The sequence below is a fragment of the Winogradskyella eximia genome, from assembly GCF_003386165.1.
GTDB lineage: Bacteria > Bacteroidota > Bacteroidia > Flavobacteriales > Flavobacteriaceae > Winogradskyella > Winogradskyella eximia.
The window spans coordinates 117,918-142,291 of sequence record NZ_QRDV01000004.1; the positions used below are offsets into that span (position 1 = coordinate 117,918).

Annotated in this window: 24 protein-coding genes; 11 read left to right on the forward strand and 13 right to left on the reverse strand. The window is 31.1% G+C overall.

What is annotated here, in order from left to right:
- Positions 1–50: 50 nt before the first annotated feature.
- From DFQ10_RS10265 to DFQ10_RS10305, 9 genes are all read right to left on the reverse strand, one after another.
- A complete protein-coding gene (locus DFQ10_RS10265) occupies positions 51–1,937 on the reverse strand; it encodes a TlpA disulfide reductase family protein (protein ID WP_115817332.1) in 1,887 nt (628 codons plus the stop codon).
- Between the two features lie 68 nt (positions 1,938–2,005).
- A complete protein-coding gene (locus DFQ10_RS10270; RefSeq protein WP_115817333.1) occupies positions 2,006–2,671 on the reverse strand; it encodes a DUF1361 domain-containing protein in 666 nt (221 codons plus the stop codon).
- Positions 2,659–3,066, reverse strand: a complete 408-nt coding sequence (locus DFQ10_RS10275; protein WP_115817334.1) for a ribosomal maturation YjgA family protein — start codon at positions 3,064–3,066, stop codon at positions 2,659–2,661. The genes DFQ10_RS10270 and DFQ10_RS10275 overlap by 13 nt, the downstream gene beginning before the upstream one ends.
- A 17-nt stretch (positions 3,067–3,083) precedes the next feature.
- Positions 3,084–3,698, reverse strand: a complete 615-nt coding sequence (locus DFQ10_RS10280; protein WP_115817335.1) for a SanA/YdcF family protein — start codon at positions 3,696–3,698, stop codon at positions 3,084–3,086.
- Complete coding sequence (locus tag DFQ10_RS10285; RefSeq protein ID WP_245940685.1) at positions 3,695–4,192, reverse strand: Coq4 family protein; 498 nt, start codon at positions 4,190–4,192, stop codon at positions 3,695–3,697. Before DFQ10_RS10285 ends, DFQ10_RS10280 begins: the two co-directional genes overlap by 4 nt.
- A gap of 17 nt (positions 4,193–4,209) precedes the next feature.
- Positions 4,210–4,542: a hypothetical protein gene (locus DFQ10_RS10290; protein WP_115817337.1), complete on the reverse strand. Its 333-nt coding sequence runs from the start codon at positions 4,540–4,542 to the stop codon at positions 4,210–4,212.
- Between the two features lies 1 nt (position 4,543).
- Positions 4,544–5,929 carry a DUF4153 domain-containing protein gene (locus DFQ10_RS10295; RefSeq protein WP_115817338.1) on the reverse strand — a complete coding sequence of 462 codons (1,386 nt, stop codon included), beginning with the start codon at positions 5,927–5,929 and terminating at the stop codon, positions 4,544–4,546.
- Between the two features lie 78 nt (positions 5,930–6,007).
- Positions 6,008–6,301, reverse strand: coding sequence for a winged helix-turn-helix domain-containing protein (locus DFQ10_RS10300; RefSeq protein WP_115817339.1), 294 nt, complete (start codon positions 6,299–6,301; stop codon positions 6,008–6,010).
- A gap of 44 nt (positions 6,302–6,345) precedes the next feature.
- A complete protein-coding gene (locus DFQ10_RS10305; RefSeq protein WP_115817340.1) occupies positions 6,346–6,957 on the reverse strand; it encodes a hypothetical protein in 612 nt (203 codons plus the stop codon).
- A 108-nt stretch (positions 6,958–7,065) separates the two neighbouring features.
- Here DFQ10_RS10305 and DFQ10_RS10310 point away from each other — a divergent pair, with 108 nt between their 5' ends.
- Positions 7,066–7,419, forward strand: a complete 354-nt coding sequence (locus DFQ10_RS10310) for a hypothetical protein (RefSeq protein WP_115817341.1) — start codon at positions 7,066–7,068, stop codon at positions 7,417–7,419.
- A gap of 281 nt (positions 7,420–7,700) precedes the next feature.
- On the forward strand, positions 7,701–10,247 hold the full coding sequence (locus DFQ10_RS10315; protein ID WP_115817342.1) for an adenosylcobalamin-dependent ribonucleoside-diphosphate reductase: 2,547 nt from the start codon (positions 7,701–7,703) through the stop codon (positions 10,245–10,247).
- Positions 10,248–10,403: 156 nt separating this feature from the next.
- On the opposite strand, the gene DFQ10_RS10320 is transcribed toward DFQ10_RS10315, so the two are convergent.
- Complete coding sequence (locus DFQ10_RS10320; protein WP_115817343.1) at positions 10,404–11,402, reverse strand: transglutaminase domain-containing protein; 999 nt, start codon at positions 11,400–11,402, stop codon at positions 10,404–10,406.
- Between the two features lie 29 nt (positions 11,403–11,431).
- On the opposite strand from DFQ10_RS10320, the gene DFQ10_RS10325 reads away from it, so the two are divergent.
- Positions 11,432–11,800 carry a DUF1801 domain-containing protein gene (locus DFQ10_RS10325; RefSeq protein WP_115817344.1) on the forward strand — a complete coding sequence of 123 codons (369 nt, stop codon included), beginning with the start codon at positions 11,432–11,434 and terminating at the stop codon, positions 11,798–11,800.
- A 94-nt stretch (positions 11,801–11,894) separates the two neighbouring features.
- Here the strand turns inward: DFQ10_RS10325 and crcB are convergent, their stop codons facing one another.
- The gene (crcB, locus tag DFQ10_RS10330) at positions 11,895–12,260 is read right to left on the reverse strand and encodes a fluoride efflux transporter CrcB (protein ID WP_115817345.1); all 366 of its coding nucleotides are present in this window, start codon (positions 12,258–12,260) and stop codon (positions 11,895–11,897) included.
- On the reverse strand, positions 12,257–13,279 hold the full coding sequence (locus DFQ10_RS10335; RefSeq protein WP_115817346.1) for an SRPBCC family protein: 1,023 nt from the start codon (positions 13,277–13,279) through the stop codon (positions 12,257–12,259). Before DFQ10_RS10335 ends, crcB begins: the two co-directional genes overlap by 4 nt.
- A 92-nt stretch (positions 13,280–13,371) precedes the next feature.
- On the opposite strand from DFQ10_RS10335, the gene DFQ10_RS10340 reads away from it, so the two are divergent.
- The 3 genes from DFQ10_RS10340 to DFQ10_RS10350 all read left to right on the forward strand — a co-directional run bounded on the left by DFQ10_RS10340 (position 13,372) and on the right by DFQ10_RS10350 (position 18,029).
- Complete coding sequence (locus DFQ10_RS10340) at positions 13,372–15,408, forward strand: dipeptidyl-peptidase 3 family protein (protein WP_115817347.1); 2,037 nt, start codon at positions 13,372–13,374, stop codon at positions 15,406–15,408.
- Positions 15,409–15,557: 149 nt separating this feature from the next.
- Positions 15,558–17,123: a phospholipase D family protein gene (locus DFQ10_RS10345; RefSeq protein WP_115817348.1), complete on the forward strand. Its 1,566-nt coding sequence runs from the start codon at positions 15,558–15,560 to the stop codon at positions 17,121–17,123.
- A gap of 168 nt (positions 17,124–17,291) precedes the next feature.
- A complete protein-coding gene (locus DFQ10_RS10350) occupies positions 17,292–18,029 on the forward strand; it encodes a hypothetical protein (RefSeq protein WP_115817349.1) in 738 nt (245 codons plus the stop codon).
- 205 nt (positions 18,030–18,234) lie between these two features.
- On the opposite strand, the gene DFQ10_RS10355 is transcribed toward DFQ10_RS10350, so the two are convergent.
- Positions 18,235–19,068, reverse strand: coding sequence for an alpha/beta fold hydrolase (locus DFQ10_RS10355; protein ID WP_115817350.1), 834 nt, complete (start codon positions 19,066–19,068; stop codon positions 18,235–18,237).
- 91 nt (positions 19,069–19,159) lie between these two features.
- Here DFQ10_RS10355 and DFQ10_RS10360 point away from each other — a divergent pair, with 91 nt between their 5' ends.
- The 5 genes from DFQ10_RS10360 to DFQ10_RS10380 all read left to right on the forward strand — a co-directional run bounded on the left by DFQ10_RS10360 (position 19,160) and on the right by DFQ10_RS10380 (position 24,271).
- A complete protein-coding gene (locus DFQ10_RS10360) occupies positions 19,160–19,573 on the forward strand; it encodes a winged helix-turn-helix transcriptional regulator (protein WP_115817351.1) in 414 nt (137 codons plus the stop codon).
- A 162-nt stretch (positions 19,574–19,735) separates the two neighbouring features.
- Positions 19,736–21,133 (forward strand): hypothetical protein, encoded by a 1,398-nt coding sequence (locus tag DFQ10_RS10365; protein WP_115817352.1) that lies wholly within the window; start codon positions 19,736–19,738, stop codon positions 21,131–21,133.
- A gap of 142 nt (positions 21,134–21,275) precedes the next feature.
- A complete protein-coding gene (locus DFQ10_RS10370; protein WP_115817353.1) occupies positions 21,276–21,938 on the forward strand; it encodes a hypothetical protein in 663 nt (220 codons plus the stop codon).
- A gap of 151 nt (positions 21,939–22,089) precedes the next feature.
- Complete coding sequence (locus tag DFQ10_RS10375) at positions 22,090–22,713, forward strand: hypothetical protein (protein ID WP_147299205.1); 624 nt, start codon at positions 22,090–22,092, stop codon at positions 22,711–22,713.
- Between the two features lie 214 nt (positions 22,714–22,927).
- Complete coding sequence (locus DFQ10_RS10380; protein ID WP_115817355.1) at positions 22,928–24,271, forward strand: DUF4932 domain-containing protein; 1,344 nt, start codon at positions 22,928–22,930, stop codon at positions 24,269–24,271.
- The last annotated feature ends 103 nt before the right edge of the window (positions 24,272–24,374 follow it).

Below are 24,374 nucleotides of genomic sequence, written 5' to 3' on the forward strand. Positions count from 1 at the left end.
AAGAGGAATATCTTAATTGATATTCCTCTTTTTAGTTTTTAGATTATTTTTTAGTTTTTCAAAAGTTCTACCATAGTATCAATTTCGCTTACTATTTTTTCTGCAGAACCACTAAAACCAACAGATTTAAAATTAATTCTACCACCAGGACCAATAATTACCTTTGTTGGTATGCCAGAAACTTTATATGCACTTGCTACATCATATTTATCACTATCCTCATTTATGGGATCAATTAACACGTTAAAACTGTATGCATTGTCTTCTATAAATTTAGATACTTTTTCAATACGGTCTTTACCGCTTTCAAACGTATCAACAAATAAAAATACAACACTATCATCGTCTTTGTATTTTGTAACTACTTTTTGCATACCAGGAAATGATGCTATGCAAGGTCCACACCAAGTTGCCCAAAAATCTAAAACAACTGTCTTTCCTTTTAAATCCGATAAAGTGACTACATCACCATTTAAACTTTTTACAGTAAAATCTGGTGCTTCTTCATCGATGAGTGTTTTTCTAATGCGATTAAATTCTTTTTCTTTCGCTTTAGCTTCAAGCTTAGCTAACAATGTTTTTGGATTTTTTGAGTTGTCCGTTTTTTGAATGGCCTCTATGAAGTTAGCTTTTATGTTTGCTGTACTTTGCCCTTCTTTTATAAATTCTGAAGCTTCTTCAACGATGTTATTATGTTGATTGTCTGCCTTTAAAAATTGAATATAACGTTCATTCATTTCCGGATTTTCACCTTCGCCAATTGCTATTTTTTGGTAATTTATAGCTTCCTTTAAATCCCCATTTTTAAAAGCTAATAATGCATAAGTGTCTGCATACATATTATAAGTGCTCTCTAAACTTTTCTCGTATTGTTTAGGCGTATAATATGGAGGCTTATTTTGTGGTGCTTTTTGTTCTGATTTAATGAGTTCTAAAGACTTTTTTGATAGTGTCATAGCACCTTCAATGTCTTCGCCTTTTTCAGCTTTTGGCCAAGCAATAGTGTTATAAAGTGAAGCCTTATCCGTTTTATTGTTTTGTAGATTTAAATAATCTTCAAAAGCTTCAATATTACCTTTATTATAATTTGCTTTAGCTAATGTTTCAATAACAAAACTTGAATACTTTGATTTTAATAATTTGTCTTTATGCAAATTAAAAATAGTTTCTAATGCACTGAGCTCTTTTGTATCAAAGAAATTATTAATTACAGATCTTAATGCTAAATCGCTATCAGGAAATTTTTCTGCCGCTATTTTAAGGATACTATCACTTCGTTTAGAATCTCGCATACCATTATAAACACTTGTTAAAGTATTGTAATCTTCTAATGTTTCGGCTGGCTTAGTGATAAACTTCGAAAGGTACATATCGCTAACATCTTTAGCTGTCTTTGCGTCTACTTGTCTCGCTAAGTAAATATGTCTATCTATCCATTCTTTTTTTAATTCCGGATTTTTTTCTAATGCATTTTCTAGTGCATTTAATGCATCTTTTGCATTGCCTTCAATACCAAAATTTTCACCATAATTTATAATGTAGTTTTGTTTGGAAGCTTCAACATCTATAGCCATTTTTTCATCATTATCCACTACAGAAAAAAGGAAGCCTTCATTGTTGTTATTCGCATAGTCATCATCAACTTTAAAATTAAAAGCTATAGCTGAAATACTATCTGGTATAGTAATCGTTGCTGTATTGTTATTAAAATCTAAATCAAAAGGATAAGATTTAGAATGACTTAGTTGGTAGAAAAAACTATCATCTAATTCTCCGTTTCCATTATAAGTAATCTGGAAAGGTGTATTAGCTTCAATGGTTTTAGAAGAAAAGCTAAAGTCCCCAATTTCAATAGGCTGAGGTACTGCTTTTTCTTCATTTTTACATGCCGAAAAAAGGAATAAACAGAGTAAAGCATAAAGTGCTATTTTTTTCATAAAAATTGATGTTTGAATTTATTAGCTTAAAGGTATAAAGAATAGATTGATAAATTGGACTAAAATAGCTATTGGTTTTCTAAAGTATTTAAATTTCTAAATAGCCAAAAGCCAACTGCTAAAAATGTACCAAAACCAATGGTGAATAACCAAGCTTCATAGTGTTGGAATGGTGAAATTAGAATATTAAAAACATCAGAAATTAAGACATGTGGATTACTAATTATTTCCCAAGAATTATAACGTAGAAAACGACCTAAATAAACCCCAAATCCACATAAAAATAGAATACTAAATGTTAGTGTTGCAATAGGAATTTTTTCAAATTTAGATTTTACAAGATTTTGCATATCTATAATTGATAAATAAAATAAGAATAATCCACTCAAAGCAAAAGATAATACCACTAAAATATCGAGCCATAAAAGTGTGTTGTTTCCTGTTTTTATATGAATAAGGTCTGTAACAATATATGGAGCATTCGGTAAAAATGCCAACCAGATTATTAACCAAACTATGAGTTTAAATGTACTGATATTTTGTTTTGAGCTAAGATACATGGTAATCGCAAAAGGTATAATGGCTAAAAATACATTCCAGATTAAGAATAGGTAAAAAAAGGACTTGTTCAGTTTTATGCGTACCATCAGTAAAATAACACTAAATATTAACGCAACAGTTACTAATGATAGCGTTTTAAATTGTGATTGAATGGCTTTTTTTACGGTTTCCATAATGTGGTTTTTTGTTGTGATTCAAATTTTGAAATTGAGGTTTCTACAATTAAAACGGTTGCAATTCCCAGGGTATAAGCAATTAAATCTGTAAACTGAAAAGTGCTACCAAAGATTAATTTTGCCGTAAAACTGTTTTGTAAATTAAAATAGCTTAAGAATGGAGTAAGTTGCAAGAACTCAATACCAAAAGCAATTAAGAGGACGACCAAACTCGAGGCCCAAACACTCAAATTGGTGCATCCTCTAATAATTGCATATAGTAAAATAACGACCAGATAATCGCCAAAAGTGTAGCGGATAAACCCAGTATTTAGTAAAAAAGCGATGGCTAATTCTATTAAAAATAAGCTGTGTGCTAAGGCTAAATAATATTTGTTGAATTGTATTTTCATAGTAAGATGTATTTTGTTCAATTTATGGCAATTTTGTCTCCCAAAAATTTGGGTTCAACATTAAATAGTAAATCTAAACTGGCTTTTGCCCTTGCTAAATATTCTCTTTTAGGGTTTTTATAAACGTCTTTGGCATTAAAAGCAATAGCATTAATGCCAAAATGTTGCGCGATATAAATAGCACGTTCATTATGGAATTTTTGAGAAATAATAGTGATATCATTCTGACCAAATATTTCCTTAGCTCTCACAATAGAATCTAAGGTTCTAAAGCCAGCATAATCTAAAAATATACACGCTTCAGGAACACCATTTGCAATTAAATCGTTTTTGAAATCAGTAGGCTCATCATAGTCTTTTCTTCCATTATCGCCACTCACTAAAATGTAATCTATCTTACCTGCTTTGTAAAGTGCCACAGCTGCATCTACTCGGTGTTTATAGAACAGATTAATGTTTCCGCTTGGCGCAAGTTTGCTTGCTCCAAGGACAAGTCCAACTTTGTTTTTAGGAATATTATCTATGTTGTCATAGTTAAATCCTTTGGCTTTGTAAGCTACCCAATAGAAAGTGCTGATAATACCAAATAGAATGCACAGTCCTGAAAGGATTAATAGTTTTAGTTTTTTCATGCAGCCGTGAGGTTAAGATTTAATAATTCATGTTTTGAAAAAATAGCTTTTCTAAAGTCTGAAATAGGAACGGTTAATAATTTCTTATAATCGAAATGATGAAATGCATTTGCTGCTTTACCTGTTTTAAAAGACTTATAATAATATTTGTAATAATCTGGAAGAATAGAAATACCAAGCACAATAGCTCCATATAAATATGGACTGCGTTTACCGTTACCAAAACAAAGACATTGCAGTGCAATTTCATCTTCCACTTTTGTGCTATAGCCACAAAGCACATGGTAGCAATCGTGACGTTCTACTTTGGGTAATAATTCAAAATTATTTTCATCTAAAAAATGACCTAAATGTCTGCCAAAAGTAGGTTCTGGTAGATTTAGTAAATCGGCTTTTGTAATCTTCCAAGGTTCATGATTTTTAAATAAAGATGTATAAATGCGTTGCGAATGTTCAAACATCCAAATGATCAGATCCTTTCGTTTTTGTTTCAAAATTTTAAATAGGTTGTTCATGGTAATTCGGGATGATGAGGTTTTGTGATGTTTTTGATAGTAGTATATTTTCTTTTACAATGCTTCAATTTAAAGTTCCAAATTATAAGAGCTAGCAGGTATGTGCTTATTGCATAATAAATGGCAAAATATGCGAAGTCTAGAGCGATAATCAATGCTGCACATAACCCGAATAAAACTATGATGTAATAAGGGAAATGCGTCTTAAAAACGTACGGTTTATCATTAGGTTTTTTAGAGAACCAAAACACACAAGACACGCTTAATCTTAGGATGATAAAAGTAAATCCGCCAGCAATAAGACAGGCAAAAATTATAAGTGCTGCCATCTTATTTAGTATTTAGTTTAAAATTATCGTATTGTAATTCTTGCCAATTGTTAGTTCTTAATTTATAGACGTATTTGTTATATTTATCTTTTATAAGTTGAATAGAATTGTTATCTAAAGTTGTAGATGCAAGTTGCTCATTTAGTAGTAAAGTGTTGTTGTTAGAAAGATTATACAAATAATTAAAATCCATAGATTTTGCATAATTGAAGTTGTAGTTGGTAATATGATAATCCCAATTTACAGTACTAGAAATAATGAGAATTATAAATGCAGCCTGCGTGTTTATTCTAAATAAATACCAATTGTTTTTTGCGCTATTTATTTTTAAAAGCGTGGTGACAAGTCCAATTGTGGCAAGTAGTAGATAAACAATAACACCAATACGCTTATAAGTGAGACCAAAATAATAGATATACTGACTGTTTTTAAAAACGATGCTTAAAACCAAAAGAATATTTAAGACAATCCAAGTAAAAGCTAAACGTTTCAGCGTTGTATTTTCTTTGTAAAAATTGAGATTGCCTCTAAAGACGTAAAGTAAAATCATGATAGCAATGACAATGGAAGCTATTAAAGCGTTTATTCCGTTATGTACTTGAGCAGAGTAAGCTGAAGCTCTAAGGTCTTGTTGTGATGCTAAAAAAGTAATATCTGTGATAAGATATAATACAATTAAAACATTGAGTAACGCAATGAGTATCACACCAAGTTGATTTTCTTGTTTCAGTTTTGGTATAGAAAAGGCTTCAGTTTTAAGTAAGGTATTGTTGGTCTGTAGATCGATTTCAGTAGCAGGTTCTACTTCGATGGGATCATATATATTATTGAATAAATAATACCCCAAACCAGCAACTAATAACCATTGAATATTTATAAACCCAAAATCTATTGTCTCTATTATGTTACTAAACACTGGGTTTCCATCTTTGTAAAGTGCGATAAAAGCAATAAGAATTACTGTAGGAATTAGAATGATTTTAGCCCAATGTAGATAATCAATTTGTGTTTTTTCTTCTTCATCTGTTTCAGTTTTTGGTAGAGCAAAATTGCGATGAAATAAACCAGCGATAGTTGTGTATATACCATTAAGCCAATGGACATAAATAGAAGATTTAGTCTCAGAAAGATGACCTATTAGGGTAAAGAAAGCGACCAAATTAGCAATAATTGATAGGGTAGAGCTGTGAAAAAATATAGTAAGACCAGTGATAAGATAAGCTATACTGTAGATTTGGGTTTTTCGATTCTTAAATTGTGATTGATTATTAATAAAGAGAATCACTATAGTAAGAATACTAAATAGAAATAGGTTAAGTCCGATAGTCTGATCGTAGAAGAAGGTGCTAAATAAAATAGCTGCGATGAATAAGGCTGGTTTTTTCATGTTTTTTGTTTTAAAGTACTTTGTTTTTCAAAGTAGATGTTTAAAAAAATAGTTGACGTACATAGAGTAGTCAAAGAGTTAGGTTTTTCGTATTAATTTTTCGAGAGCTTCAATGTGTTTTTTAAATTCTGCTTTGCCAAGTTTGGTAACACTATATCTTGTGTTTGGTTTTCGTCCAATAAATTGCTTTTCAACTAATATATATTCTGCTTTTTCTAGAGCTTTTGTATGGCTTGCTAAATTGCCGTCTGTTGCTCCTAATAATTCTTTTAGCATATTAAAATCCGCATACTCATTTACCATAAGCACTGACATAATGCCGAGTCTTATTCTATGATCAAAAAGTTTATTTATGTTGGTAATTATGTTCAAATCTCAGTATATAGTAATTCTTTTGTGTCTTTGTGAAAAACTTTTCACTTTGCGTCATATTTAAAATGCATCCAAGTGCCATAAATAATGTGCAATAATCCAAAACCTACAACCCATAACCAGAAACCATAACCTGGATAATATGCTGCAAACAAACCTAAAACAATTTCAGCAAATCCTAAGTATTTTATATCACCAATGCTATACTTAGAAGCATTAACTAAGGCTAAGCCGTAAAAAATAAGCATTAAAGCTCCTGTTTGTCCATATCTTCCTTGGTCTAATATGATTAGTGTATATAAACCACCAGCTACTAATGGTATTAAAAAATTGAACAGTAGACGTTTTGATGAATTGTCCCAAATTTTTTCTCCATTTTTTTTAGCTTTTCTAGTTGTTAAAATAATACCAGTTAAGGCGCTTAATAAAGCAATCATAAATAAAACAAACATGCTTGTCCAAAATACCCAACCATGAAATATGTATAATTTGCCACCACTGTACGAAATAACGAGCCAATAAGCTATTGCTGCACCAATAAGAGCGTAAATACCAGCTAGAATTCCAGATAAACCACTTAAGGATATAAATCGGGAAGATTTATTCATAAGATTTTTAATCTCACTGATGTCTTTTAAGTAATCCTTGTCGCTCATATTTAAAGTACTTTGAAATACAAAGTAAAATAAAATATTCGGTTTCAACAAATTTATTTTCAAGATTTGACTAAATTTATGAATTAACAGTTAAAATATTAAAGCGATATGATTGAATTACTTTTAGCGATAGCAAATATTTCTGGTGGACTTTTGTTAGGATTAGCAACCTTAGATAAGTGGGATGGTGAACGCGATTTTTTTAATAGAATTGCTGGAGTTTTAGCCCCTTTTGATACCGTAATAGGTCTTGCACTTATTATTTTAGCAATACTAGAATTTTGGGATGGTCTGTTATTTAATGTGGTCAGTATATTGGGTGGTATTTTACTTTTAACTCACGTATTTGGAAAAGTACCTGCTTTAGAAACAAGCTTAAGAAAGTTGTCTGCTAAATTAATGCCTTTTAAAGCTATTATTGGAATTGGGCTTATTGTGATTGGTATCTTAGGTATTTTTTAGCGACCCTCAATGTATTTCTTATTTATAATTTTCATCACAAAATTTCGAACCAATTTTTGTAATGTCTCCAAGTTTTCTTCTTTTCTCGGAGGCTTTTATGTATTCAAAATAACATAAAATTAACCAGAGAAACACCTGTTTTGTATCGGAAAAAGTTACGGTATTTTCATTAATTAACAATCTTTCAGACTTATTAACAAGTATGACAATTGTCATGTTTTTGAGATTTATGTTGGCTAGCTTTGTGTCTACTTTATAAACATTTCAAAACCCTTTCCATCATGAATCAAACGCTTTTGTCTTCAAAATCATTTACTTACGAAGAAGTTTTAAAAATAGCTTTAGACTACTTTCACAACGATGAACTTGCCGCAACTACTTGGATTAATAAGTATTGTTTAAAGGATAAAGATGGTAATTATTTAGAAAAATCGCCAGATGATATGCACCTGAGAATGGCAAAAGAATTTGGTCGGATTGAAAATAATTATGCACTTACCGAAACGCTTTCAGAACACTTATCTGATTACGGAAAAAACAGAAAACCATTAGATGATTCTAAAATATACCGACTCTTTAAAGATTTTAAATATGTGATTCCACAAGGTAGCGTTATGTTTGGCTTGGGTAACTCTGAGGTTATTGCATCACTATCAAATTGTATTGTGGTACCTTCAGTTATAGATTCGTATGGAGGTGTTTGTTATACCGATGAACAATTAGCACAATTATTTAAAAGACGTTGTGGAGTAGGAGTGGACTTATCCGAACTGCGTCCAAAAGATGCGTTAGTATCTAATGCAGCTGGTTCTACAACAGGAGCTGTATCGTTTATGAATCGTTTTTCTAATACCACAAGAGAAGTCGCTCAAAACGGAAGACGTGGTGCCTTAATGCTTACTATGGACGTAAAACATCCAGATATAGAGGATTTTATTACCATAAAACAAGATTTAACCAAGATTACAGGTGCTAATATTTCAATTAGGTTGTCGGACGAATTTATGCAATCCGTTGTTAACAATACTAAATTCACGTTACAATGGCCAATTGAAAGTAAATCTCCAAAATACACTAAGGAAATTGACGCTAAAGATCTATGGGAAAAAATTATTACCTGTGCTCATAATTCCGCAGAACCCGGTTTGATTTTCTGGGATAGACAACATCATTATTCTACCTCTTCTGTTTATCCTGAATTTAAGAATAGTTCTACCAATCCATGTTCGGAAATTGCGATGCAAGGAGGTGACAGTTGCCGATTGATTGCTGTTAATTTATTCAGTTTTGTCGACGCTCCTTTTACTAAAAAAGCAACATTTAATTTTAAAAAATTCTATGAAGTGGTTTATGAATCACAACGTCTTATGGATGATTTGGTAGATCTCGAATTGGAAGCCGTAACTCGAATTTTAGCTAAAATCAATGCAGATCCAGAACCAGATGCCATTAAGAGAACCGAAAAAGAAATCTGGAATCTATTGGCGGAAACAGGTAAGAAAGGAAGACGTACAGGTCTAGGATTTACAGCTTTGGCTGATGCTGTTGCTGCTTTAGGAATTAAGTTTGATACCGACGATGCTTTAGCTGTAGTAGATGAGATTATGAAAACAAAGATGACTGCCGAGTTTGATAGTAGCATAGATATGGCAATTACAAGAGGTCAGTTTGAAGTGTTTAATAGAAATATTGAAGACACCTCAGAATTTGTACAAATGCTAGCAGAAGAATTTCCTGAGACCTACAAAAGAATGATGGATCATGGTCGACGAAATATTTCCATAAGTACTGTGGCACCAACAGGTTCTTTGAGTATGTTGGCACAAGTGTCATCTGGAATTGAACCCGTATTTCTACTATCTTATGTAAGACGAAGAAAAGTAAATACCAATGACGAAAACTCTAAAGTTGACTTTGTTGATGATATGGGTGATGCGTTTGAAGAGTTTACGGTGTATCACAAAAAGTATGAAACTTGGATGAATACTACAGGTAAAACTGATGTAGCCGAAAGTCCCTATGCTGGAGCAACAGCACCAGAAATAGATTGGAAAAAACGAGTGGAAATGCAAGCTTTGGTCCAAAAATACACCACACATTCCATTAGCTCTACTATTAACTTAGCATCTGATGTTACCGTTGATTTGGTTGGTGATATTTATGTCGATTCTTGGCAAAAGGGATTAAAAGGAATTACCGTTTACAGAGATGGTTCCCGTAGTGGAATTTTAGTATCAACGGATCAAAAAACAAAAGAAGAAACGGTGACGTCTACAGAAACGTTAATCGCCAAACGACCTGATAAAATCGAAGCAGAAATTGTACGTTTCCATAATGAATCTGAAAAATGGTTAGCTGTTATTGGTTTCATAGACGGACGACCTTATGAAATCTTTACTGGTCAAATGAAAGATGCCTTTAATTTACCACAATGGGTAGAAAATGGTTGGGTGATAAAGAATAGAAATGACGATGGTTCGTCGCGATACGATTTTCAGTATATAGATAATGAGGGTTATAAAATTACGATCGAAGGCTTGTCGAGATCTTTTGACAAAGAATTTTGGAATTATGCCAAATTGATTTCAGGAGTATTGCGTCACGGCATGCCAATTCCTTATGTTGTGGATTTGGTTCAGAATTTAAATTTATACGATGATCATATTAATACATGGAAAAATGGTGTGGCAAGAGCCTTAAAACGTTATGTGCCAGAAGGAACTGAAGCTTTAGATAAAAAGTGTTCTAATTGTAATGACCCAGAAGGTTTAATTTTTGAAGAAGGTTGCTTAAAGTGTAAAAGCTGTGGCTATTCTAAATGTGGGTAACAAATTCCTGCGAAAGCAGGAATCTTGCAATGATATAAAAGGCTTTAAAAGCAAATTAAAGACCTCACGTGAATTTGAAAACGCCTGCAATGGAATTTAGTTTAAGAAAGTTGTCTGCTAAATTAATGCCTTTTAAAGCTATTATTAGATTTGGGCTTATTGTGATTGGAAGATTTTAAGTTGCTTTTTAACCTTAAAATCTAAAATTTTTTCACCATCATAGTATAAACTTAAGCCTTTAGATCGGTTGGATTTATATTTCAAAACTGCCACATAGACATCATTATTATTTTTCGTTAACGAGAGTTTTCTAAGTTTATTTTCATTATTAAACTTGTAATAAATTGTCCTATTACGTTTTTTGTTTTTAAAACTAAGATGAATTTTATCATCTTGTTTTGATACATATACCGTCCCTGTTTGATAATGAGAAAGCTCTAAGCCACTTTCAAAATATTTTGCGTAATAAATAGGGAGTTTAAAAAATGCTTTAGTACTAATTGGCTCTGAAATAAGTTGAAATTCAGGTTTTTCAGGTAAATGAGAAGACAATAGTTTTTCTGGATCAGTAAAGAAATAGAAATTATTAAATTGCTGAACCCATCCTCCTGAATTTCTATCTTCAAAGCCTGAAGCAAAAGTTACGTCAATAAGTTTCCATTGCTCATTGATTTTTACAGCATTCCATGCATGATTTTTTGAGTAATGAGGTTTTTCAATATTATCCACTGTCCTCTTAATAATACCTTCAATCAATTCTACCTCAATATTAGACTTTAAACAGAGTTCCGAAAAAAGAGAACTAAATCCTAAACATAATGCCTTTCTATGTTTGAAAACTTGTTTAGCTAATTTTTTTCTTTTTTGATTTTCAATACTTTTATTAATACTCTCTGAGTCAAAAATTAACTCTAATACTGGAGGTCTAATAGAGTAATATGTATTCAGGTCGTAAGTTACATTATGAGCAGTCCATATGTAGAATGCCCTTACTTTTTCTGTGTCAGTATTAAATTCATTGTTTACATGTTCTACTAAATCATCAATTTGGTTAAAATGTGGATAGTTTTTTACTTTTTCATCAATCAATTTGTAATTTTGAGAGTGAACAATTATAATTGAAAATGTAAACAGGATAGTGATTAATAACTTCATAGTTTAAATATAAGACAAAATAATAATAAATGAACCCAGCCGAAGCACACATCCTTAAACAACCAGAACCATACAAATCTATTTTTTTGCATTTACAGGTATTAATAGAACACACTTTGCCAGAGGCAGATTTACTATTTAAATGGCACATGCCTTGCTATTATATTGGTAAACGTCCTATGTGTTATATCAATCAAAGTAAAGATTATGTTGATGTTGGCTTTTGGCATTCTGCACACTTATCAAAAAAATGGGATGATTATTTAATTACAGAAAATCGGAAAGTAGTAAAATCATTGCGTTACAAAACGATAGAGGATATTAATGACACCGTTTTTATTTCAATACTAAAAGAAGTAGAAGGGCTGAAGGAAAAAGGGTTTTATAAGAAGAGTTAGTCTTCTGTTTTCAAAGAGCAGTTTAAAGTTTTTACTAAGTCGTAATTATTGAAAAGGGTGAAATTTTTGTATTTCTATAGTTTAATAAGCGAAACTACTTTACCAACCAAATTCCTAAAAACACAGCCAAAAATCCAATCACAAAACTAGCTATTGTATAAATGGCGAAACTCATAAAGTCACCAGATTTTAAAAACACATGATTCTCATAAGCAAAGGTTGAGAACGTTGTAAAACCACCACAGAAACCAGTGGCTAAAAGTAAGGTTTGATTTTGAGACAATGTTTCGTTTTTAGCTGCTAAACCAAGTATAATGCCTATTAATAAACTTCCAATAATATTAGCGGCAAACGTACCATAGGGAATTCCGGTTTCGGAGTTGTTTAACCATTTTCCAATTAAAAAACGGAGCACACTACCAAAACCACCTCCAATAAAAACGAGTAAGAGCTGTTTCATTCTTTAACGGCTACATAAATTTCAGTAATCCATTTTGCCGGATTTTTCTCGCTCATCGGATCCGTTAAATAGGTTTCTAGCATTGGTCCACCTTCAACCATTTCTAAACCATTATCGGCAATATATGCCATGGTAGTATTCCAAGCTTCTTTCAAATTAGAATAATTGCCTTTTAAAACTGTTTTTACGGTTCTAAAAGATTCGAGTTTACCGGTTAAAATTTCGGCTTCGTCTGTGATGATTCTAGAGTTTGTAGGTACACAAGTAGAGAACATTACGGTATCATTTTCTTCATCCCATTTATGATACAAAATAAATGGAGGACCAGCCATAGTTACATTATGAGTCATAGCATACGCTCCAACTTTAGGTAACATTGTGGTCATGTTTTTTTCGAAATCACTAAATTTACAAGATGCTGTATTGTAAAGGTAATAGCCACCACTATGTTGTGTAATGCCTTCAACTTTAATGCTATAAACTTTCATTTCATTTTGAATCACACTATCTAACAAAATCAAACCTCTATCAAAATGAGGTCCAATTTGTTTTTCCATACCTCCCATAAATGCCGAAACCATTTTAAATCCAAAAGGTAAATCTTTGCCAGTGATGGTCCATGTAACTTCTGTAGAACCATCATCATTAGATTTAAACTCCCAATTAACATCAGATTTTGGGAACTCACCAAATTGCATTTCTTGTGTAATAGTTGAGTTTGGTGTTGTATCAACGGTTTTAAAATTTCCGACTTCTCCTTCGTCAGTCCATTGGTAAGAACCTCCAATGCCTTTTGTTTTTTCACCAAGCGTCATTACCATTTCAGGTTTTTCTTCAATCCAAGAGTTCCAAGCCTCCCAATTTTTAAAATCAATGACATTATCATAGACCACAGATTGTGGTGCATTTATGGTTTTAGTTCTTGTAACTTCGAAAGAATTTGGTTGTACTGCAATATAAATTGAAACTCCAATAATAAGGATGAGGAGTAGCAAAAGTATATATTTAATGTATTTCATTTTTAGACGTTCTATATTGTATAATATCAAAGATAGTCATTTTATGATATGTGATATATATCTTACCTTTGTTTCAACTAAAATCTAATAAAATGAATATAAAATCACTATTTAAAGTTTGCCTTTTTGCTTTATTAATTGTGTCATGTAAAAATGATACTAAAGAACAACCTAATGAAACGGTTGAAGTCGTTAAAACAGATTTCAGTTTTAATGTAGAAGAATTTGCTGATATTAAGGTATTACGTTACCAAATACCAGGTTGGGATAACTTAACTCTAAAAGAGCAAAAATTAGTTTATTATTTAACACAAGCAGGTCTTGCTGGTCGCGATATTATGTGGGATCAGAACTACAGACATAATCTTAAGATTAGACGTGCTTTAGAAAATGTATATGTTTCATATTCTGGTGATAAAAGTACAGACACTTGGAAAGAATTTACAATTTATTTAAAACGTGTATGGTTTAGTAATGGTATTCATCATCATTACTCTAATGACAAGATTGTACCTGGCTTTACTAAAGAAGGTTTAGCAGAATTATTTGCTGCAACTAAAACAGAGTTGCCAGCTGAGGTTTTCGATGTTATTTTTAACGATAAGGATACAAAAAAAGTAAATCAAGCAAAAGGCATTGATAATGTATTGGCTTCTGCAGTTAACTTTTACGGACCAGATGTCACTAGTGATGATGTTATTGATTTTTACAAAAATAAAAAGTCGCCAGATGCTACTAGACCATTATCTTATGGCTTAAACTCTCAATTAGTAAAAGAAAACGGTGAGCTTAAGGAGCGTGTGTACAAATCAGATGGTTTATATGGTGATGCCATTGATGAAATTATTAAATGGTTAGAGAAAGCTAGTGAAGTAGCAGAAAATGAAGAACAAGGTCATGCTTTAGATTTGCTAATGAAGTATTATATGACAGGTGATTTACAAACTTGGGATGATTACAACGTCACTTGGACAGCAGCAACAGCTGGTAACATTGACTACATTAACAGTTTTATTGAAGTGTATAACGATCCAATAGGTTACAGAGGATCTTACGAAAGTATTGTACAGATTAATGATTTTGACATGTCTAAAAAAATGGCTGTACTTTCTGAAAACGCACAGTGGTTTGAAGATAATTCTCCATTAATGAGCGAGCACAAAAAGAAGAATGTTGTTGGTGTAACTTACAAAGTCGTTAACGTTGCTGGTGAAGCAGGTGATGCATCTCCAAGCACGCCAATTGGTGTTAATTTACCAAATGCTAATTGGATTAGAGCTGAGGTAGGAAGTAAGTCTGTGTCTTTAGGAAACATTATACATGCTTACAATAATGCTGGTGGTTCTGGTCGATTGAAAGAATTTGTAAATGACGAAGAAGAATTACAATTAGAAGAAGAATACGGACAATTAGCAGACAAATTACATACAGCATTACACGAAGTAATTGGGCACGCCTCAGGGCAGTTAAATCCTGGTGTTGGTGAAACAAAAGAAACACTTAAAACCTATGCATCTACTTTAGAAGAAGGACGTGCAGATTTAGTTGGGTTATATTATTTATACGATTCTAAATTACAAGACTTAGGTCTTGTGAGTGATTGGGAAAAAGTTGGAAAAGCAGCTTACGATGGTTATATTAGAAATGGTTTAATGACACAATTAATTCGTTTAGATCTTGGAAATGATGTTGAAGAAGCACACATGCGAAACAGACAATGGGTTTCTGCTTGGGCTTTTGAAAAAGGAAAAGCGGACAACGTTATTGAAAAAGTAACTAGAGACGGAAAAACCTATTTTAATATTAACGATTATAAGAAGTTACATGAGCTTTTTGGTCAGTTATTAAGAGAAACACAACGTATTAAATCTGAAGGTGATTATGCTGCCGTTGAAGCTTTAGTAGAAGGTTATGGTGTAAAAGTAGACCAAGCCATTCATAAAGAAGTTTTAGAACGTAACAAGAAGTTTCCTTCACCTCCATACAGTGGGTTTGTAAATCCGGTTTTAACACCAGAAACAAACGAAGCAGGTGAAATAACAGCAATTAAAGTGGAGCAACCTAAATCATTTGATGAGCAGATGTTAACCTATGGTAAAATCTATAGTCATCTTCCAGATGTAAATTAATCAATTATAACGCTATATTTTAAAAAGCACTTACAGTAATGTAGGTGCTTTTTTTATATTTACATAAGGAGGATTCAAGTTAAATATATCATCAGTAGATGGTTTACTGTACTTTTGTTTTCAGTAATCTCATTAACCAATTTATTACAATGCAGAACTTATTATACCACTTTAAACGACACAAAGGAAAACAACAGCTTGTGTGTTTACTTTTTATATTCCTCGTTCTCACATCTTGTAATAATGAAATCAAACCAGCACCAGAAACCGATTTTTGTGCTCAAATTCACAGAGACGAAAGCACATCACTCACCAAAGAATTAAAAGCCATTGAAACACAAATGGAGACTCAAACAGGTGTTTATGTTTTAGAGGATGGAAGTGGTTCTATGGTCGCCAGAGCATGGTTAAGTGAGTATGCCGAAAAAACTATAGACATTCAATACTTCATCTTTTCAATGGATAATGTTGGGCTCATTGCTTGCGATTATTTAATTAGAGCAGCAGATCGTGGTGTAAAAGTGCGCATAATAGTCGATGATATTATGGTAGATGCAGATATACAAGATATTTTAACTTTTGCATCTCACGAGAATATTACCGTTAAAATCTATAATCCAGGAGTTAATTTAGGCAAGAACCTGTTTAGTAAACTAAAGAAATTCACTACCGATTTTAGAGCAGCTAATCAACGCATGCACAATAAAACCTTTATCGTAGATGACAAAGTGGTTATTACAGGAGGTCGTAATATTGCTGATGAATATTTTGATTACGATCACGAGTATAATTTTAGAGACAGAGATATTCTCTTGTTAGGTAAAGTCTCTAAAAATATCAACACTTCTTTTAGTCAGTTTTGGGACAGTGATTTAAGCAAAGATGTGACAACGATTATAGACGATTTACCAACCAATGCAACCGCAGAAAATAGGTTTGATAAATTACATGAGTATGCCTGCAATCCCGAAAATTTCTGGCCACAAGTAAGAAATCGCATAGCCAACTTACCAAGTACGTTTAAAACCATTAATGAATCTGGTGATTTAGTGTGGTTAGACAATGTGCAATTTATTTCAGATGATCCAGGGAAAAATGATGGAGAAAACGGATTAGGTGGAGGTGGACGTTCTACCACAGCTTTAATAGATTTAGTTAAAAATGCAAAATTGTCTATAGTGATTCAAACCCCTTATCTAATTACTACAACCTTAGCTCAAAATTTGTTTAAAGAAGCTACAACGCGTGGTGTAAAAATTAGAATATTAACCAATAGTCTAGCCTCTACAGATAATGTTGAAGCTTTTAGTAGTTACCAAACCGATAGAGAACGCTTATTAAAAACAGGTGTACGTATTTTTGAATTTAGACCAGATGCAGCAGAACGTCTCAGTATAATGACAGGCGAATTGCAAGAAACTCTAGAGCATACACCTATTTTTGGTTTGCATGCCAAATCTATGGTTATAGATAATAAAATTACCGTCGTTGGTACGTTTAATCTAGACCCAAGGAGTGCCAATTTAAATACCGAATGTGTAGTGGTTGTAAATTCTACACAAATCTCAGAACGTGTATTAAAAGGTATGGAAATAGAATTTAAACCCGAAAACTCATGGGAAACCACTTTAGATTTTAATCCAGACGCAGAGGTAGATAATTACAAGCGCTTAAAAACATGGACACGCAAAATTTTGCCTAAGTCTATTTTATAGGTTACTAAATAGTATAAATTAAAAAATACGTAGTTATACGTATAGGTTTTTGTCTGCTTAATTCTTAGTTTTATAAATTGTTATATTAGAGTAATTATACGTCATATCCCTCCAATAAATTGGAATATGAATTGTATTTGTTTTGATATAACTAGTTGTACAACATAGATGAGAAACCTAGATTTAAACGAAATTACAGATAAAATTACAGATTACTCTTCTGATATTAGATACTCTGATAGAGAACATCTTGAAATAAAAATTCCTCAATTTTTACAATTTCTAAATGACCAACCGATTTCTAAACGGATTATCGAGCGAATTGAAGAGGACTTTTCTGAATTAAAACAAATGTTGAGCGAAGACCGAAAGGTTATGAATTGGAGAAAAAGTAAAGAAAATATTTTAAAAACTCTAACGACAAGAGAACATCAAGGAGCTTTTGGATATTTTGAGATCTATGATAAAAACACATCTGACAAAAAATATTCAAACCATTTCGTTGAATTAGCAAATGACTGGTATAATCCTAGAGGAAATTACATCAAATACCACGAATATTTTAATACTTATTTCTTCGAACCATTTATAGAACTTTTAGAATGGTATTTTAGAGAAAGTAAAATTGAACAAGAAAAAGATTATTTTTCGAGAGAGGAAATCCTCAAATATGAAAATAATTTTGAGGCATTCGAAACGCAATTAATGAAGTTAGGTTTTGGTCAGCAAATAATCTTTGATGAGGCAGATGAAATTAAAGAATTGATTCTCGGCTTAAACAAAAAAAATTGGACTGAAGTCATTAAAGGGAAATTTGAAAATCTAATTATAGACGGAATTATATCACTCGAAACGGCTGAAATACTGATAAAAACAATAACGGGAGAAGATTTGAAATTAAGATAATTAATAAAACTACGTTGTACAACACCGTATAAAAATAATTGCGGTTTAGTGTTTAATCAAAGGTCGTTGCGTGTTTGTAACGTCTGATTTTCCTTCGGAAAATCCTCGCATACAAACCCGCAACTATTCTTATACATAAACGTTAGCCTCAAGTAAATTCAGCACTCACTACGAACTTAACTCATTTTATTCCAAGGATTATTTTTTAATTTTTTAGGAAAATGTTAATATATTTAGTTGATAATTCAGGATATTGAAAATGCATTGCGTGACCTGAATCGGGTAAAATAATATGTTGAATTGTAGGAGCATTTTTTAGAAGTGGAAACCAATTTTCCGTAGCATAAGATATATCGTGGTCTGATGAAATGACTAAAATTGGTGTTTGTAAAATTGTATACTTTTCTCTAAAATTTTCTTTATCCTCTAACACTGATGGTGCAACAGCAAAATAACGGTTAAATTCTTCTTTACTAGATGGAATTTTTGAAGTATCTATGTTAGAATTAATTCTACTTCTAGATTCTTCAGCTGCTTTTCTACTCTTTTCTGATTTAGGTTCATAAAAAATAATAATTTCATCCTCTAAGTCATTTATAGGTTTTAAGGCGTACTTCAGAAACAGTGGTTCAAGAGGTATATCATTTTTCCCAATTGGATTACTTCCAATTATTACCGTTTTTAAAACTCTTGAAGAATTAATAAATGTTACATATTGTGCTACCCAACCACCATAAGACCAACCTAAAACAAAAAATTTATCAATTTTTAAATAGTCTGCAAGTTTTACTATTTGACTTGCAACCTCTTTAATATCTGTTGGTAATTCACCTTCAGAATAGCCTACACCAGTATAATCAAAAGTAATTACAGTATTGTTTTCTGATAATAAATCTAAGAAAAGTGGGTCCCATGTGTCTAAAGTACCTCTAAACCTATTCGCCAAAATAATTGGAGTGCCATTACCTTTTTTTCGATAAGCAATTCTTAAATCATCAATATTTGCATATTCTGTATTTATAGTATTTGAATTTTTCATTCCTAAAATTTTAATTATATATTTACTTGCATTTTACAAGTACAAATATAAAGATTCACTTGCATTTTGCAAGTGTTTTAAAATTATTTTTATGTCAAAAGATAAAAACAGGTCAAATTGTCCCATAAGTTGTTCTCTTGAGTTATGGGGAGATAAGTGGTCATTAATCATTATTCGTGATTTAATGTTTGCTAAACAATGTACTTATGGAGATTTTTTAAAATCAGAAGAAAAAATATCAACTAACATTTTAGCAGCAAGATTAAAGACGTTAGAGCAACATATGGTAATTGAAAAACTTGAACATCCAAATAGCAAATCAAAAGTATTATATAAACTCACTAAAAAAGGAATTGAATTACTGCCTATACTTGTTGAAATCAATTTATGGGGAGAAAAATATTATGCTGACATTCCTGATAGAACAAAAGCGCTTTTAAAAGATGTTAAAAAAGATAAAAAAAGTTTTATAAGAAGAACAATAAAAAAATTAGATATTGATTAAAAACTAGTGCCTAACACCGTATATAATTTATTGCTAGTTCTAGCCTACTTACAAAAATCCTTGCAGATTTTATATTCGGTTTTATTTGCTAAATTACGTGCTTAACCACGCAACAAACCATATACAAACACGTTAGCTACCATATAACGAACCATTGAACATATGAACAAAATTATTTTCTTATTCCTTATTTTCACTATTCTGAGTTGCACAAAAGAGAAAGAAATAAATCAAGAATATGGTGAAATTCCAAATCAGATAATTAATGTTTTTGAATCTATTAATAACAATCAAAAATTCGAAATAAATACTTCTAAATCGAATACAATCGTTGGAAAAAAGGGAACAATATTAATTATACCAGAGAATTCAATTGTAAATAATGATGGTGATATTATTAAAGGAATCATAAGTCTAGAAATTAAAGAGAATTTTAATAAGGCAGATTACATTACTTCAAACCTTCAAACAATACATAATAACAGAATTTTAGAAACATTAGGTATGATTTACCTAACTGCTAAGGATAAAAATGGAAATAAATTAAAAATAGCTGATGGAAAAACTATTAGAGTCCAAATTCCTCAAAGTAGACCTAATCAAGATGCTACTATTTTTTTAGGAGAAAGAGACCAGACTGGATTAATTGATTGGAACATTAAAAAAGAAACGGAAAAAACATTAGTTCCATTTCCTATTAAGTTTATAAGTAAGAGCAAAACCGTAACTGAATGTTCAGATTATTATGGTATTACAACAGACACAATTAAAAACCAATATTTCACTCATTATGGTGATATATCAGATTATGAAAACACTCTTCTAGCAACAAAAGAATTTGCTGATAGATACAATCAATATTGTTCAGATTCATTAGTAAAAATCTATATTGATAATCTAGATAAAAATCTTTGGGAAATAGACGAAATGATGGTTAAATATCTGATTAAAGATTCTATTCGGAGGGTAAATTATTATTTAAAAGATATTCCACCTGGACCAAATGGAGGGCCAAGAACCAAAGCGCAAATTGAAGCCAATGAATGGTTAATAAACAACACTAATAAATGGTCGGAAAGAGAAATCAAAGTTTTTAAATATTTCGCAAGCTTAAGACAAACGAAAATCGATACAACCAAGAGAGTTGACATTTCGCAACTGACCGAATTAGATAGGGTTTTAATGTCGTATGATGCTATGGAGTTTGGATGGATTAACGTTGATTTCTTTTATGACGACCCAAAAGCTGTTCCAATAAAACTAGCTATCAAAACAACAAAAAATGCAAGCTTAACAAATTTGATTTTAGAAAAAAGGAACGTCATTCTAAGCGGAATAGAAAAAACAACAAATGAATATTGGTTTACTAAAAACGAAGATGGTTACAACAAATTACCAAAAGGGGAAAAAGCAATAATCATATCAATCGGATTTGATAATAACGAATTTACTTTTGGAGAAAAAACTATAATTATCGGAGAAAAGGAAGAAGAAACAATTGAAATGAAACCAGTAAGTGAAAGCGAACTAAAAGAAAATCTGAATAAATACGGTAGCTAACAACGTATATAATTTATTGCTAGTTCTAGCCTACTTACAAAAATCCTTGCAGATTTTCTATTTGGTTTTTATTTGCTAAATTAGTTGCTTACACACGCCACTAACAATACACAAAAACGTTGCCACACATTTGAGAAAACCAATGATTGAACAATTAATCGAGAAAACTAATACAACCGAATTCTATCAAAATGGACATTTTCATTTGACTGAATTAAAAGGTCTAATCGGACATTTTAAAACAATGGAATTCAACTTTATTGTAGAAGAACGAGACGATTACGGAAAAATTAGCGGAGTTGACTATTGGAGATTAATTGCTCATAATACGATTAAATTCAGAGGACTATTCTCGGAGCAATATTTACCTTATATCAAATTAAGAATTTTGGATGAACATCCACTACTTTGGACTTTCCACAAAAACGAATTGGAATGTGAATTACAAGGTTTTCCGAGTAATTCAAGTGAATTTATTGGAGATTTATACTTTGCTTACGAACAGAAAGCAGGAAATTGGATAGAATTAAACAGGCATTTTTTCAACATTAAGGAATATTACAAAAAAAATGGAAAAATGAATCTCGGAATTTCGGAACCGTTAGCTGAACCGATAAGAGAAGTCTGTGAAAAACACGGAATTGAATTCAATGTAGAAAATGTAATTAAGGATTATGACAAAGGTTATGCATATCGACCAAATGCGAAACTATTGATTTTTGGAAATGAAGATGTAAGTCCACACGATTTTAATTTAAGGCAACCTTACATAATTGCGGATGAATTCATCGCGAATAAAAAATAAAAAACGTATGGCAACATCGTCTATAATTCATTACTAGTATTCGCCTACTTACGAGAATCCTCATAGATTTTCTATTCGGTTTTTATTTACTAAATTAGGTGCTTAAACACGCCACTAATCATACACAAAACCGTTGGCTACAATTATGAAAATGAAGAACTTTATAACTATAACATTCCTAGTGATATTTTTAGCTTTCGGGTATTCTCAAAATTCTAATAAAAAAGAATTTTTATATGACGAAAATTGGAAAACAATTGAAATGAGCGAGTTTAAAGATAAAATAAAAGATTCGAAGTACACATATAAGTTATTCGAAAATGACACTGTATATGTTGGAAAAATTCTTCTACGAGAAGAAATCGGAAAAATTACTACTGATGACAGAACTCAACTAATTAAATACCTGAGAAAAATAACTAATTCCGAAGTAGATTCAACAAAAAACATAATTATCAACTTTTTTTTTAAGCCTGAATTTAAACCAAATGGGTCATGTATTGATAATTATACATCTGATAATAAGTACAAAAGATACTTCAAAAAGAGTGCCAATGATATACAATTTTTTGTTACACAAAAAGACTATGCCTATCAGAAAAAAAATGTATTTCAAGACAACGATGATTTTATAAGAGAATTACTTTTTAAATATTATTTTGATTGTGGTAATTATATAATTATAAAACCAAATGGAGAATTTTTACTCAGAAGAGGAGAATATCATCAGAATGAAATTAAAGAAAAAATAAACTCGCAATGGAAAAAACTGTAGCTAACATTGTATATAAAAAATAGTGCAACTCTATGCTAACAGTAAAGTTTGAGCATTTTTGTAAAGTCGCCAAATTTTTAAATTTGACGATTTCCAATAAAAAAATAAAAATAGTAAAATTTAAAAATTCAGCTTGTGTTAATCCGAAAAGTACCAACTTGTTTTCAACGCTACTTTTCATATACGGAGCCGTCGGCAAACATTAAAAGGAACAATGAATAGATACATAATTTTAGCATTATTACTGATTAATTTTTCTTGCTCATCTCAAATTCCTATTGTGGAGGCAACTTCGGATTTAGTTGATATTAGAGATGGAGAAAACTTAAAAAAAGGTGGTTGGTCATTAGCACCAGGTGTAAAGCCAGACATTTATAAAACCAATGTAATTACTTCAAAAAAGGTAACATTTTACACAAACATTGATTCTATATCGTTTATAGTTGAGCCTAAAAAAAAATATGACTTTATTATTTTATTGAATAAAAAAGATACGTGTTGGACTCAAATAAATACAATACCTCATTTTGACTTTGATGATAAATATATTGAGAAAAATAGTGGAAAATACAGTTTTGAAATTCCGGAAGTTCAAGAATTAGTTCATCTTATTTTTGCCTTAACACCTACTGGAATAGTTGATAAAAATATGGTAAATCATCGAACAGAATACTACGAAAAAATTATTGAAGAATTTTCAAAATATAAAGATGAACCTATTGTTCTCAAATTAGATTCTTTATTAAAACAAGGGTATTATTCAAGATTAAAAATGGATGCTTGTGGATTTTACTTTAATGGAAATAAAATAGAAAAAGATTCAATCTACGAAAGATTAAGTTGGAATGGTGCAAACCAAATTGAACCATTTATTACTGAAATAGAAAAATTAGCTACTAAAATAGATTTTAGAAAATTCTACAAAAAAAACAAAGAATACTATAATGACCTTACGACTAAAATCGAAAAGCAAATGCCTATTAAAAAGCAATGGGATTGGCTGGAACAGCAATTTGATTTTAATTACGATAATTATAGAATTACATTTTCGCCATTAGTAGAAGGTGGTCATTCAACTAATAATTTTATTCAGAACAATTTTAAACAAACCGTAATGTTCATTTGTGGCCCAACAGAAAGCACAAAATTTGACGAAGAAATTATTGAAGGATTAATGACAAGAGTTGTCTTTACAGAAATAGACCATAACTATGTAAATCCCATTTCAGACGAATATCTGAATGAAATAAATAATTCTTTAAACGAACTTTCTAAATGGACTACTGAGAATGCTTTAAGCAATTATGGAAATTCATATTTGGTTTTTAACGAATATATGACTTGGTCTGTATTTACATTATATGCTTTTGATAATTATAAATCAGATAACTTTGAATTTATCAATAATCAAGTAGAGTTGCAAATGACCGAAAGGAGAGGATTTATAAAGTTTAAAGAATTTAATCGAAAAATGATTGAACTTTATAAAGGAAAATCAGCAAATGAAAAGATTAAAGATTTATATCCCAAAATTATTTCTTGGTGTAAAGAACAGTAGAATAATGTTTGCCAATACCGTATATAATTAATGGCTAGCCCTCGCTTACTTACAAAAATCCTTATCGAATTTTTATTCGGTTTTTATTTGATAAATTAGTTAC

What these genes read in the sequence shown, in the direction of transcription:
- DFQ10_RS10265 (WP_115817332.1), bottom strand. Translation starts at nt 1,937, where the DNA reads ATGAAAAAAATAGCACTTTATGCTTTACTCTGTTTATTCCTTTTTTCG.
- DFQ10_RS10270 (WP_115817333.1), bottom strand. Translation starts at nt 2,671, where the DNA reads ATGGAAACCGTAAAAAAAGCCATTCAATCACAATTTAAAACGCTATCA.
- DFQ10_RS10275 (WP_115817334.1), bottom strand. Translation starts at nt 3,066, where the DNA reads ATGAAAATACAATTCAACAAATATTATTTAGCCTTAGCACACAGCTTA.
- DFQ10_RS10280 (WP_115817335.1), bottom strand. Translation starts at nt 3,698, where the DNA reads ATGAAAAAACTAAAACTATTAATCCTTTCAGGACTGTGCATTCTATTT.
- DFQ10_RS10290 (WP_115817337.1), bottom strand. Translation starts at nt 4,542, where the DNA reads ATGGCAGCACTTATAATTTTTGCCTGTCTTATTGCTGGCGGATTTACT.
- DFQ10_RS10295 (WP_115817338.1), bottom strand. Translation starts at nt 5,929, where the DNA reads ATGAAAAAACCAGCCTTATTCATCGCAGCTATTTTATTTAGCACCTTC.
- DFQ10_RS10305 (WP_115817340.1), bottom strand. Translation starts at nt 6,957, where the DNA reads ATGAGCGACAAGGATTACTTAAAAGACATCAGTGAGATTAAAAATCTT.
- DFQ10_RS10310 (WP_115817341.1), top strand. Translation starts at nt 7,066, where the DNA reads ATGATTGAATTACTTTTAGCGATAGCAAATATTTCTGGTGGACTTTTG.
- DFQ10_RS10315 (WP_115817342.1), top strand. Translation starts at nt 7,701, where the DNA reads ATGAATCAAACGCTTTTGTCTTCAAAATCATTTACTTACGAAGAAGTT.
- DFQ10_RS10320 (WP_115817343.1), bottom strand. Translation starts at nt 11,402, where the DNA reads ATGAAGTTATTAATCACTATCCTGTTTACATTTTCAATTATAATTGTT.
- DFQ10_RS10325 (WP_115817344.1), top strand. Translation starts at nt 11,432, where the DNA reads ATGAACCCAGCCGAAGCACACATCCTTAAACAACCAGAACCATACAAA.
- crcB (WP_115817345.1), bottom strand. Translation starts at nt 12,260, where the DNA reads ATGAAACAGCTCTTACTCGTTTTTATTGGAGGTGGTTTTGGTAGTGTG.
- DFQ10_RS10335 (WP_115817346.1), bottom strand. Translation starts at nt 13,279, where the DNA reads ATGAAATACATTAAATATATACTTTTGCTACTCCTCATCCTTATTATT.
- DFQ10_RS10340 (WP_115817347.1), top strand. Translation starts at nt 13,372, where the DNA reads ATGAATATAAAATCACTATTTAAAGTTTGCCTTTTTGCTTTATTAATT.
- DFQ10_RS10345 (WP_115817348.1), top strand. Translation starts at nt 15,558, where the DNA reads ATGCAGAACTTATTATACCACTTTAAACGACACAAAGGAAAACAACAG.
- DFQ10_RS10350 (WP_115817349.1), top strand. Translation starts at nt 17,292, where the DNA reads ATGAGAAACCTAGATTTAAACGAAATTACAGATAAAATTACAGATTAC.
- DFQ10_RS10355 (WP_115817350.1), bottom strand. Translation starts at nt 19,068, where the DNA reads ATGAAAAATTCAAATACTATAAATACAGAATATGCAAATATTGATGAT.
- DFQ10_RS10360 (WP_115817351.1), top strand. Translation starts at nt 19,160, where the DNA reads ATGTCAAAAGATAAAAACAGGTCAAATTGTCCCATAAGTTGTTCTCTT.
- DFQ10_RS10365 (WP_115817352.1), top strand. Translation starts at nt 19,736, where the DNA reads ATGAACAAAATTATTTTCTTATTCCTTATTTTCACTATTCTGAGTTGC.
- DFQ10_RS10370 (WP_115817353.1), top strand. Translation starts at nt 21,276, where the DNA reads ATGATTGAACAATTAATCGAGAAAACTAATACAACCGAATTCTATCAA.
- DFQ10_RS10375 (WP_147299205.1), top strand. Translation starts at nt 22,090, where the DNA reads ATGAAGAACTTTATAACTATAACATTCCTAGTGATATTTTTAGCTTTC.
- DFQ10_RS10380 (WP_115817355.1), top strand. Translation starts at nt 22,928, where the DNA reads ATGAATAGATACATAATTTTAGCATTATTACTGATTAATTTTTCTTGC.